Origin of the sequence: Chryseobacterium sp. AG844 (assembly GCF_003182335.1) — a bacterium.
GTDB lineage: Bacteria > Bacteroidota > Bacteroidia > Flavobacteriales > Weeksellaceae > Chryseobacterium > Chryseobacterium cupriresistens.
Genome location: NZ_QGTV01000010.1, coordinates 1 through 12,634 on the forward strand (window position 1 = coordinate 1; position 12,634 = coordinate 12,634).

Annotated in this window: 9 protein-coding genes; 5 read left to right on the forward strand and 4 right to left on the reverse strand. The window is 36.9% G+C overall.

The genetic code is table 11. The features are described from left to right. Nucleotides 1–250: 250 nt before the first annotated feature. The 4 genes from DEU40_RS11515 to DEU40_RS11530 form a co-directional block, all read right to left on the reverse strand. Nucleotides 251–1,540, reverse strand: a complete 1,290-nt coding sequence (locus DEU40_RS11515) for a site-specific integrase (RefSeq protein WP_110009970.1) — start codon at nt 1,538–1,540, stop codon at nt 251–253. Nucleotides 1,541–1,543: 3 nt separating this feature from the next. Then, nucleotides 1,544–2,140: a helix-turn-helix domain-containing protein gene (locus DEU40_RS11520; RefSeq protein WP_228406504.1), complete on the reverse strand. Its 597-nt coding sequence runs from the start codon at nt 2,138–2,140 to the stop codon at nt 1,544–1,546. A gap of 158 nt (nt 2,141–2,298) precedes the next feature. Continuing rightward, the gene (gene dnaK / locus DEU40_RS11525) at nt 2,299–4,191 is read right to left on the reverse strand and encodes a molecular chaperone DnaK (protein WP_110009971.1); all 1,893 of its coding nucleotides are present in this window, start codon (nt 4,189–4,191) and stop codon (nt 2,299–2,301) included. 200 nt (nt 4,192–4,391) lie between these two features. Further along, nucleotides 4,392–5,096: a hypothetical protein gene (locus DEU40_RS11530; RefSeq protein ID WP_146207848.1), complete on the reverse strand. Its 705-nt coding sequence runs from the start codon at nt 5,094–5,096 to the stop codon at nt 4,392–4,394. A 232-nt stretch (nt 5,097–5,328) separates the two neighbouring features. Here DEU40_RS11530 and ppk1 point away from each other — a divergent pair, with 232 nt between their 5' ends. From ppk1 to DEU40_RS11550, 5 genes are all read left to right on the forward strand, one after another. Continuing rightward, on the forward strand, nt 5,329–7,401 hold the full coding sequence (gene ppk1, locus DEU40_RS11535; RefSeq protein WP_110009973.1) for a polyphosphate kinase 1: 2,073 nt from the start codon (nt 5,329–5,331) through the stop codon (nt 7,399–7,401). Continuing rightward, nucleotides 7,398–8,282 carry an exopolyphosphatase gene (locus tag DEU40_RS11540; protein ID WP_110009974.1) on the forward strand — a complete coding sequence of 295 codons (885 nt, stop codon included), beginning with the start codon at nt 7,398–7,400 and terminating at the stop codon, nt 8,280–8,282. The genes ppk1 and DEU40_RS11540 overlap by 4 nt, the downstream gene beginning before the upstream one ends. 277 nt (nt 8,283–8,559) lie before the next feature. Beyond that, the gene (locus DEU40_RS11545) at nt 8,560–9,213 is read left to right on the forward strand and encodes an NAD-dependent epimerase/dehydratase family protein (RefSeq protein ID WP_110010095.1); all 654 of its coding nucleotides are present in this window, start codon (nt 8,560–8,562) and stop codon (nt 9,211–9,213) included. After that, on the forward strand, nt 9,210–9,359 hold the full coding sequence (locus DEU40_RS22450; RefSeq protein ID WP_156106575.1) for a hypothetical protein: 150 nt from the start codon (nt 9,210–9,212) through the stop codon (nt 9,357–9,359). Before DEU40_RS11545 ends, DEU40_RS22450 begins: the two co-directional genes overlap by 4 nt. 140 nt (nt 9,360–9,499) lie before the next feature. After that, the gene (locus tag DEU40_RS11550) at nt 9,500–12,538 is read left to right on the forward strand and encodes a choice-of-anchor I family protein (RefSeq protein WP_110009975.1); all 3,039 of its coding nucleotides are present in this window, start codon (nt 9,500–9,502) and stop codon (nt 12,536–12,538) included. Nucleotides 12,539–12,634 lie beyond the last annotated feature (96 nt).

Below are 12,634 nucleotides of genomic sequence, written 5' to 3' on the forward strand. Positions count from 1 at the left end.
AAACACCGATGCAGACGTTTTTAGATAGTAAACCTATGGCAAAAGAGAAATTATTGGAAACTCTTGCAGAGGAACAAAAAATCCTTACTTTTGGAAGTAAGGATAATATTGGATAACTGACAATTATTTTTAACCCCTAACTGTCAGATAAAGTCGTGGCTATTACAAGCTAAAACACCCAAGAGCATACTTACAATAACAATTGGAATGTACATACAGATGTACTCAAAATACTTAATTTTCATCTTTATTAGTTTGATTGTAAAATTTGTTGATTTTCTTTGATAAGACTTTCATCTAACTTTATTGCACCAGCTGCTTTATTTTTTAGTTCATCAACTACTTTCGCATAAATTTGAGTAGTGGTGACTTTAGTGTGACCCAGCATTTTACTAACAGTATAAATATCTGTTCCTAAAGAAAGTTGTAGTGTTGCAAACGTATGCCTGAAGCAGTGAAAAGTGATATGTTTGGTTATCCCAGCTGCTTGCATCCATTTTTCAAGCGGTCTGGAAATCCACGAGCTATCATGCAAATTTTCAAATACAAGTTGTTCTGGTAATCTTGGAGTTCCGCACAATTGAATTGCTTGTTCAGAAATTGGTGTATACTCAACCCCTTTTGTCTTTTTCTGTCTGAAGTGAATTTTGATTCGATTGGATTGCACATCAAGTTCTTTCCACGTAAGCCTTTTAATATCGCAATGTCGTAAACCCGTTAGAGCAGAAAATAATGATGCTCGTTTCAGTTCATCATTTTCACAAGGTGTATTTACTAAAAGATTAAGTTCCTCCAGAGAGAGATGTTCACGGAAAGATTCCTGCTCTCCAATACCTTTAATCTTTGCTGATAAGTCAATCATAAAATATCCATCTATAAAAGCTTGGGAAACTATTGCTTTAAAAATAGAAAAGTACGTTGCAGCACTATTATTTGAAAGTGTTCCTTTCTTATTTCCACGATATGGTGCCGACAAAAGATAAAGCTTAAAATCGTCAGCAAAACTTAAATCAATTTTAGAAAACCTTAAATCATCACCCGCAAACTCTACAATAAATTCAATTAGACATTTCCAGTTAGTTCTAATGGAATCTGAACTGTTTGCAGACCCGTGCCTTTTCTTCAGTAAACGATTACAGTAATCTGTAAACTTCTCTTTTTGCTTTTCTTGTAATTCAGCTTTTACAGCATCACCTTCACTATATAGATCTACACTATCATACTCTTTTTGACGAAGTTTGCGAATTCCATCTGCATATAACATAGTTTCACGATCGCGTTCACTTTTGCATATAATGACACCATTATCATCACGCCTTGGCTTAAATGTCTTTATACCACTTTTTGAATTAGTACGACCTGTTCTTTTTTTATCCCATTCAACAGTCTGAACAATTCTATTCAAATATTCCCTATCACGTTGAGGCTCATCTTTGCCAGCTACAAAAATTGGATAACTTTCCAAATAGACATACCATTCATTTCTGTCTTCAGCTTTACGCAGTCTAACGGTCACTTGAGTTTTTGAAAGTTGTTTCATACGCTAGTCTATAGTTCCATTATATAATTTATCAATCTCGCTTTTTGGAGCATAAACATAGTTACCAATTTGACGAGTAGGAATTGAGTATTTTCTAATATGCTTGTATACGCTGGTATCGTGTAATTGAAATTTTTTGGAAATCTCTCCTATCGTATAACAATTCTCTTCAGCAAGATCGTAAACAAAAGGATTTGTACTGATTTTTTCTGTTTTTGGCTTAGATATAGGGAAAAGTTTTTCCAAAGCCTGTCTATCTACTCTAATTAATCGAGATCCCTCGTTAACAGAAGGAACACTTTTATTTTTAATTAGCCTGTAAATTGTTGTTTTCGCAATATCAAAAATCAATATTGCTTCAGGAACAGTGATAAATGTTTTATCTATTGGAATCTTTGCAATCAAAGCTTGTCTTCGCATTTCCCTCTTCTCTTCCGTTTTTCTTTTTTGATAAGCCTTCTTGGAACATTGTTCTGTACAATAAACCGAAGTTACAGTCTTTGGTGTAAACTGCTCTGAACAATGTGGACATTCCCTTTTAATCCTCTTAATCATATTTTTAGAAAAACTAAAGATATAAAAAAAATCCTTAAGTTCCACTTCTTCGCATATTAAGTTCCGGTACAAATATGGTACAAATGTCTAATTAAAAACGGTTAAAAACACGCAAAATCAAACAATATAAAAAAAACAAAAATCCCCACAGACAGCTGTCTGTGGGGATTTTCGATATTTTATTAATTATTATTAATCAATAATTACTTAACTTCTTCGAAGTCTGCATCCTGTACATCTTCAGCTCCGGCGTTTCCACCAGGGTTCTGAGCACCTGCATCAGCACCTGGCTGCTGGCCAGCTGCGTATAATTCTTCAGAAGCGGCCATCCAGGCTGCATCTAACGCTTCAGTTTTAGCTTTTACGTCATCAGCATTTTTAGCTTCGAAAGCTGTTTTCAATTCTGCATGAGCTGCTTCGATGGCTGCTTTTTTGTCAGCAGAAAGTTTCTCACCGAATTCTTTCAGTTGTTTTTCAGTCTGGAAGATCAATCCGTCAGCTTTGTTGAAGATTTCAACTTCTTCTTTTCTCTTAGCATCTGCTGCAGAATTTTCCTGAGCTTCTTTCTTCATTCTTTCGATTTCTTCGTCAGAAAGACCTGAAGAAGCCTGGATTTTGATAGACTGCTCTTTACCAGTTCCTTTATCTTTAGCAGATACGCTTAGGATACCGTTCGCATCAATATCGAAAGTTACTTCAATCTGAGGAACTCCTCTTGGTGCTGGTGGAATATCTGTAAGGTCAAATCTACCGATTTCCTTGTTATCGTTGAACATTGGTCTTTCCCCCTGTCCTACTCTGATGCTTACAGCCGGCTGGTTGTCAGAAGCTGTAGAGAATACTTCAGATTTTTTAGTTGGGATCGTAGTGTTCGCTTCAATTAATTTTGTGAATACAGAACCCATTGTTTCGATACCTAAAGAAAGTGGAGTAACGTCAAGTAATAATACATCTTTTACATCACCTGTCAATACACCTCCCTGAATAGCTGCACCAATGGCTACAACCTCATCCGGGTTTACTCCTTTAGATGGTTTTTTACCGAAGAATTTTTCTACTTCTTCCTGGATAATCGGGATTCTTGTAGAACCACCTACCAGGATTACTTCGTCGATATCAGAAGTTGATAAACCAGCATCTTTTAATGCCTTAGCAACAGGCTCCATAGATCTTCTTACAAGATCAGCAGATAATTGCTCGAATTTAGCTTTTGTTAAAGTCTTCACTAAGTGTTTAGGACCTGTAGCAGTAGCTGTTATATATGGTAAGTTAATTTCAGTCTGAGGAGAAGAAGACAATTCAATTTTAGCTTTTTCAGCTGCTTCTTTCAATCTTTGAAGAGCAATGGCATCAGCTTTCAAGTCTACACCTTCTTCAGCTTTGAACTCGTCAGCCATCCAGTTGATGATCACATCATCAAAGTCATCACCTCCCAGGTGGGTATCACCGTTTGTAGACAATACTTCGAATACACCGTCTCCAAGGTCAAGGATAGAGATATCGAAAGTACCACCACCAAGGTCATATACTGCAATTTTCTGATCTTTATGGTTTTTATCAAGACCATAAGCTAACGCTGCAGCGGTAGGTTCGTTGATGATTCTTTCTACTTTAAGACCTGCAATTTCACCAGCTTCTTTAGTAGCTTGTCTCTGCGCATCGTTGAAGTATGCAGGAACAGTGATTACCGCTCTTGTTACTTCCTGGCCAAGATAATCTTCAGCAGTTTTCTTCATTTTCTGAAGCGTCATTGCAGAAATTTCCTGTGGAGTATATTCTCTATCGTCGATTTTTACTTTTACTGTATCGTTTGGTCCGGCAACTACTTTATAAGGTACTCTTGTGATTTCAGAAGCATCATCTTTAAAGTGTGTTCCGATAAATCTTTTGATAGAGTAAACAGTTTTTGTTGGATTCGTTACAGCCTGTCTTTTTGCAGGATCACCTACTTTTCTTTCTCCGTCTTCCGTAAAAGCTACGATAGAAGGAGTAGTTCTTTTACCTTCTGCGTTAGGAATAACAACAGGGTCTTTCCCCTCCATTACAGCAACACAAGAGTTGGTTGTTCCTAAGTCAATTCCAATTATTTTACTCATAATATTTTATATTTTTTCTATTTTTAATTTTAATTTACACTCTCAATTTCTCAATATCTGTACCATTCAAAAAAATATGACAAAATGACACAATAAAAATAAAAACCCCATTAAAGCTGGGGTTTTGAAATTATATTCAGGAAAAAAAATCATTTTTTTGAATGGAGATGTGTCAACTTTCATCAGTTTGCTGTGAGGTTTTATTTACTTTCTTTTAAAACCTGAATCAAAAAATAGCCAAGATCCGGATCCACAGGATATATTCTTCCAGTATTAATGCCAACTCCCACTCCATTTGTTCCAAAACCTACACCGTCTATTCCGATACCTGAGAAACTGTAGAATTTATTAAACTGCTCCGGTTTCCATTTTGCCCATACCGTCATTCCTGTAATCCCTCCTTTTACTATTTTCACCTCTTCATTTTCCTTTAGAGTAATGGCTGCAAATGTATTGTCTGTCACTTCTCTTTTCTCTCCGTTTACTTTAAACTTTGAAGTATTTCCGCCGTTTAGAATGGGCTCGCCAATAATATAAATTCTATTTTTTTCAATAAGCGTACTTTGATGTCTGATGTCGGAATCCTGTATATAATAAGTATCTATTACTAATTCAGATTCATTTTGATGATCTCCTTCTTTAAAGCTTACAATGTGATAAGCATTCGCTCCTGAACTTTTTGCTTTATCAGCAATGGCTGTAAATAAATGTCCGAGATAAGTATTGGGATAATAAGCTTTGTACCTTCCTACAAATGCTGATTTATAGTTTTCCTGCTGCTGTAAAGGAATCATAAATTTCCGGGGAGACAGGTTGTCCAGATTTCCTTTCTCCAGAACCTCTACATATTGACTGTGCCCCCAACCAAATAACTGCAGCAGAAGTATGATTATCAATTTTTTCATGACTAAAAGTTTTTTATAATCCCGGTAAATATTTTCAAATAATGAATAAATTTTTGATAATAACCTGATATAAATATAGCAAAAACAACTGATAACCAGACCTTTTACAAGAAGTCCCAATAAATAGAAGGAATCCCACATTCAATCTTCAAAAATTAATCAAAGTTTAACCTAAGAAATAGAGGCAGAATCTTTGTGAATTATTATTTTTGATAAAATATACACATTTAGAATGTCAATACACTTTAATCCCCGAGATATTACATGGCTTGCCTTTAATGAAAGAGTTTTGCAGGAAGCCATGGATGAAAAAGTTCCCTTACATTTAAGAATACGTTTCCTCGGAATTTTCTCCAACAATTTAGATGAATTTTTCAGAGTGCGTGTTGCCGGATTAAAGCGCGCCATGGATTTCAAGGAAAAAGTGATTGCCGAATCTTTTTATCAGCCGCCATCCAAGATCCTTCAGAGAATCAATGAAGTTGTGATGAGACAACAGCTGAATTTTGATAAAACCTGGAAAAAAATCCAGACCGAAATGGCTGACCATAAAGTTTTTATTAAAAATGCCAAAAACCTGACAGCCAATCAAAAAGAATTTGTCAAACAATATTTCGATGAAGTGGTAGAATCCAATGTGATCCCGATTCTCCTTCACGAAAATACTCCTATGCCTTATTTGCGTGATAAAAGTCTTTATCTGGGAGTAGCCATGAGAAAAAAAGACTGGCAGTATTCCAGTAATTATGCCATTATTGAAATTCCTTCCCGTTTTGTAGGAAGATTCGTATTGCTGCCAACGGAAGATCCGGAAGAAAAAAATGTCATGTTACTGGAAGATGTGATTACCTTTAACCTTCCGCACATTTTCTCTTATTTCGGATATGATGAATTTGCAGCCAATGCATTTAAAGTAACAAAAGATGCCGAACTGGATCTGGATAATGATATCAGAACCAATTTTGCAGAAAAAATAGAAAAAGGACTCAAAAACAGAAGAAAAGGAAAGCCTACCCGTTTTGTTTTTGATAAAGATATGGATAAAGCTCTGCTGGAGCTCCTTATCAGAAAGCTTAACTTAACCAAGAAAGACAGCATCATTCCCGGTGGAAAAATTCATAATTTCAAGCATTTCATGGATTTTCCCGATGTATTTGAAAAGTATGAAAGACCTGTGGAAAGAACCTCTTTTACGCATCAGGGGTTTGAGCATGGGGAAAGAGTAACAGATGTTATTTTAAAAGAAGACGTTCTCCTTACTTTCCCTTATCATAAATATAATCCGGTGATTGATCTTCTCCGTGAAGCCGCTATGGATCCGGATGTAAAATCAATACAGATTACCGCTTACCGTCTTGCCAGCAGCTCAAAAATCATCAATGCCCTGATCTACGCGGCCAGAAATGGTAAAGAGGTAACGGTAATGCTTGAACTTCAGGCAAGATTTGATGAAGAATCCAATCTTGAATGGAAAGATATGCTGGAACCGGAGGGAATTACCGTACTTGTCGGCATTCCAAACAAAAAAGTACATGCCAAACTTTGTGTCATCAAGAAGAGAGCCCACAATAAAACAATCCAGTATGGCTTCGTAAGTACCGGAAATTTCAACGAAAAAACAGCCAGAATATATGGTGATCATCTGCTGCTGACTGCTGACCGCGGCATCATGGCAGATATCAATAAAGTCTTCAATGTGTTGAAAAAACCGAAAGATGATTTTATTTCCATTTTGAAAACTTGTAAAAATTTATTAGTTTGCCCTCAGTTTATGCGTGAAAAGATTGTTCACCATATCGATAAGGAAATCGAAGAAGCTAAGGCAGGACGAAGAGCAGAAATCATTGTCAAAGTAAACTCAATGAGTGACCGCGCACTGATTGAAAAAATATATGAAGCTGCTAAAGCCGGAGTGGTAACCAGAATGATTGTAAGAGGTATCTATTGTGCTGTAAATCAAAAGGAATTCAAAGAAAAAATAAAAGCTATCAGTATTGTAGATGAATACCTGGAACACGCCAGAGTTATGTATTTTTACAATAAAGGGGCTGAAGACATGTACATTTCTTCCGCAGACTGGATGACAAGAAACCTTGACTACAGGATTGAAGCAGCCGCTAAAATCACTGATAAGAACCTTAAGAAGGAATTAAAAGATATTCTTGATATCCAGCTTAGAGATAACGTAAAAGCAAGGATTTTAGATAAAAAACTGAGCAATGAATACGTAAGAAATGATAAAAAAGAATGCCGATCACAAATAGAAACCTATAAATATTTAAAAGCTAAAACAAGCAAGAAATGAAGATAGCAGCGATAGACATAGGGAGTAATGCAGCCCGCCTTCTTATCAATGAGGTAAAGATCAATAACAGAAAACCTGAATTTATTAAGCTGAACCTTCTCAGAATTCCTCTGAGACTGGGAATGGATGTTTTTACCATCGGAAAGATAGGTCCGGAAAGAGAAAAAATGGTCATTGATTCTATGAAAATCTTCAGTGATCTGATGAAAATATACAAAGTAGACCACTACAGAGCCTGTGCTACCAGTGCTATGCGTGATGCTGCCAACGGTAATGAAATTATCGATCTGGTAAAAAATACCTCCGGAATTGATATTGAAATCATTTCCGGTGATGAAGAAGCAACGCTGATCTACGAAAATCATGTTGCAGAAGGTCTTGACAAAGAATTTGCCTATCTATATATTGACGTGGGCGGAGGTTCTACAGAGCTTACTTTCTACGAAAATGGTAAGATGGTTTACGAAAAATCTTTCAACATCGGAACGATCCGTCTTCTCAACAATCTTGTTACGATGGATAACTGGAAAGAAATGAAAGAGGAAATCAAGAAAAATATTGTCAGTAAAAAGCCGATTGTTGCCATCGGTTCGGGAGGAAACATCAACAAAGTATTCTCTATGAGCAAGACCAAAGATGGAAAACCAATGTCTCTGTCTCATCTGAAAAAGGTTTACAAAGAATTCAATGAACTTTCTGTGGAAGAAAGAATGACCAACTACAACCTTAGAGAGGATCGTGCCGATGTATTGGTACATGCCCTGGGAATTTTTAACAATGTCATGTCATGGTCTGATATCAATAAGATCTTTGTTCCTAAAATTTCCGTAGCAGACGGATTGATCCATAATATTTACAGTCAGCTGCAACATAAAAAGTAAAGCTTATAAAGATATTGAAGGCCAGCGCAAAAATGCGCTGGCTTTTATTTTAAAAGTTTTCCCCATTGTCATTGCGAGAAGCATAGCGACGAAGCAATCTGTATAATTAAGTTTTAGCTAAATCCAGTACAAGGCGGCTCATTTTTAAGGCGGGCTAAAGCCCACCCCTATTGAATTATTGAATCCGGACATTTAAGACAATATCTTTTATCTTTTATCCAAAATTTTAAAGTAAAACCCTATGCCTATCCGTCATACCTATATCAATAGCAAAGCAATGAACCCAATCAAAATAATTCTTACAGGAGCTACGGGAATGGTAGGCGAAGGTGTTTTAATGGAATGTCTTGAAAACCCGGATGTTTCCGAAATCCTGAGCATAAGCAGAAAACCCTCCGGGAAAACGCATCCTAAGCTGAAAGAATATCTCGTCCCTGACTTTCTTTCGCTCGATCTGAATGATGAAAAACTAAAAGGTTATGATGCCTGCTTTTTCTGTGCAGGAATCAGCAGTATAGGCATGAACGAAGAAGAATACACCCAAATCACTTATGATACAACCCTTCATTTTGCAAAAGCCGTTTTGAATCAAAACCCTGAAATGGTGTTCAACTATGTTTCCGGGGCAGGTACAGACAGCACAGAGAGTGGAAAAATGATGTGGGCCCGTGTAAAAGGAAAAACAGAAAATGATCTGAAAAGAATGAATTTCAGAGGTACTTATAATTTCCGTCCGGGATTTATGAAACCTGTTGAGGGTCAAATCAATGTAAAATGGTTTTTTAAACCTTTTATTTGGATTTTTCCTATATTTTTTCAGTCAAAATCATTAACTTTACACGAAGTGGGTAGAGCAATGATCAATGTGACACAAAAAGGATACCCTACATCTACTTTAGAAATTAGAGATATTAAAAATTTAGCGCTATGAGAGACATGTTAAAAAGAATTGTTCTGGTTATTTTTGTACTCTTGCTTGTGACTGCTGTTTCAGGATATTTTTATATGCAGAAACATCCTTTGGAAGGAAATAAATCAGGAACAATTTTAAACTTTTCGGGAAAATCAGGAAAATAATTTCACTATAAAGTTTCTTATTCACATAATTTTTATCTTTTATTGGAAATAAACCTATTTTTTAAACATTTCTTAAAGTTCCATTAAAATAATTGCAAGGTATAAAGTTCATTTTTGTATTTATCTAATTGAAATAAAAAATGATCAACAACTACCTATTAAAAGGGTCTGTGATTGCCGCATTCTTCTTTCAGAGCGGTCTTTTCGGGCAGACACTGATTCATTACTGGAATTTTAACGATAATGCTTCTGCATCCACAATTACGACCCCTACTTCTACGATGGTAAATGGTTCTCTTGCACCTATAGCAGGAGGAACGAGTGTTATTGATTTTGCCGGAGGTACCGGACAGAATTTTAGTCTGCAAAATTTAAATGCCAGAAACGGTGATGGATCCGGAACCCATTTAAGATTCAACAATCCGATTGGAGGGGCTTTACAGTTTAATCTTCCTACAACGGGCTATAATAATATCATTGTGAAGTTCACCACCAGAAGATCCGGTCAGGGAGTAGGAACACAAACCTGGTCTTATTCCACAGACGGAACTACTTTTGTACAGTTTCAGACCGTGAATCCTCAGGATGCAGATCCCCAGCTGATAACACTCGATTTTTCTGCTGTACCGGGTGCTAATAACAACCCTAACTTTAAATTAAAGGTAGAATTTTCCGCAACGGGAGGTGGAACAGGCGGGAACAACCGTTTTGATAACTTTACAGTAGATGCTGTTCCAGCAGGAGGCCCTGATACTACTCCACCAACGGTTACTTATTTACCTGCTCACAATACCAATAATGCTTCGACGGCTGTAAATCCGACCTTATCTTTTAACGAAAATATAAGGCTAACAGATAATTCTGCGATCAACGATTCCAATGCACAGAACCTTATTGATTTCCGTCTGGGAAATTCTTCAGGTACCCCAATTCCTTTCACTACAACATTCACTAACAATACCATCACTGTAATTCCTGCTTCCGGACTTGTGCCGGGGCAAGCCTATTATTTAGCGCTTAAGCCCAATATGGTGGAAGATTTTAGTGATAATGGAATTACCACTGTTACTTCGAGTACTTTTACTACTGCTGGAACAACAGTTGCTTTAGAAAAGAATTTTATTAAGGTTAATGAAAATGCGGGAAATCTTGCATTTAAAATCAACATTACCAATCCTTCTGCTTCTACGGTAAACCTTGTTGTAAAGCCTGCTCCTTTCAGTACAGCCGATTCCAATGATTTTACTTTAGCCAACCAGACTATTAACATTAGTCCATCTACAACGAGTTACACCGTCAATATTCCGATTATTGATGACACAGTGGCAGAACAGCAGGCTGAATATTTTGTAGTAAGTCTTGAAAATCCTGTGGGAGCTACTATTTCAGGAGACAATTCTGCAACGGTTTATATCGTAGACAATGATAAACCGGCTCCGGTTCCTTCCCATCAGATTCAGCTGAATTATCTTCTAAGTTTTGACCCGTCAGGAAATAATAACAGTTCTACAGAAATTGTGGTTCATGATCCGTCAACACAACGTTTATTCACAATCAGTTCGATTACTGATGTATTTGATATTATTGATTTCAGTAATCCTTCAATACCTTCAGTCATAAAAACAGTGAACATGACTCCTTATGGTGGTATTACAAGTATCGCTGTGAAAAACGGAATCATTGCAGCCGCCTCTCCCAATACTGATCCTCAGCAAAATGGATCTGTAGTATTTTTTGACATCAACGGAAATTTCCTGAAGCAGGTAACTGTAGGAGCTTTACCGGATATGGTGACATTCTCCCCTGACGGAACAAAAGTAATTACTGCCAATGAAGGAGAACCTAATGATGCTTACACTATTGACCCTGAAGGCACTATCAGCATCATTGATATTTCCGGAGGTATCGGAAATCTTACCCAAAGTAATGTAACAACACTTAATTTTAATAGTTTTGATAATCAGGTAGCAGCATTAACCGCTGCCGGTTTAAGAAAAGTAAGAACGAGTAATACCCTTTCTCAGGATCTGGAACCGGAGTATATAACCATCAGTGCCGACAGTCAGAAAGCATGGGTAACTCTTCAGGAAAACAATGCCATTGCTGAGATTAATCTGGTTACAAAAACCATCACAGGAATCTGGGGATTGGGAAAAAAAGACATGAGTATTCCGGGTAACGGTTTTGATGCCTCAGATAGCAATGGAGAGGTTTTAATTGCCAACTGGCCGGTAAAAGCTTACTATGTTCCGGACGCTGTACAGAATTATAAAATAGGAAACACCAATTATATTATAACCGCTAATGAAGGTGATGAAAAAGATCTTTCAGGATTCAGCGAAAGAACTACAGTAGGTGCTAACAGTTATACTTTAGATCCTGTATTGTTTCCGAATGCAGGTATTTTAAAAGCAGCTTATAATCTTGGCAGATTCAGGGTTTCATCTGCTACAGGAAATACGGATGGAGATTCGGAGTTTGAAGAAATGGCGGCTTTAGGAGCGCGTTCTTTCTCTATTTTCAATGCTGATACTAAACAGATTGTCTACGACAGCGGAGATCAGTTTGAAAGATATATTTCAGCTTATCATCCTTTAATTTTCAATGCGGATAACGAGTCTAACGGTATTAAAAACAGAAGCCGCGCCAAAGGCCCGGAACCGGAAGGAGTTGCTTTAGGAAACATCAACGGACAGACGTATGCTTTCATCACACTGGAAAGAACCGGAGGTGTTATGGTTTATAATATTACGGACCCTAATAACCCTACGTTTACAGATTACAAACATTCCCGTTCTACTTCAGCATACGGAGGAGACAATGGTCCTGAAGGAATCATTTACATTGCCCCTGAAAATACAACAACCAATAAAGGGTATGTGATCGTTGCGAATGAGATCAGCGGAACTTTATCCATGTATGAAGTAGCCACGCCTGCTACGCTTGGAACAGGTGAGATAAAATCTGAACAGGCAGCTTTCAATGTATTTCCAAACCCTGTCAACAAAGGAAATACACTTTATTTCAACAGAAAACAGGATTACGAATTGTACGATATGTCCGGAAAATTGATCGGAAAAGAAAAGGATGCTTTAACAATCAATACTTCTACACTTTCTGCCGGTGTTTATCTGGTAAAAACGTCAGAAGGACAGATCAAGAGAGTTATTGTAAAGTAAATATACATTACAGCATACCATTTTATCTAAGGCTTCGGATTTTCCGGGGCTTTTTTGTCATTGGAATATACAATATGCCATATGAAGACTCTTTAT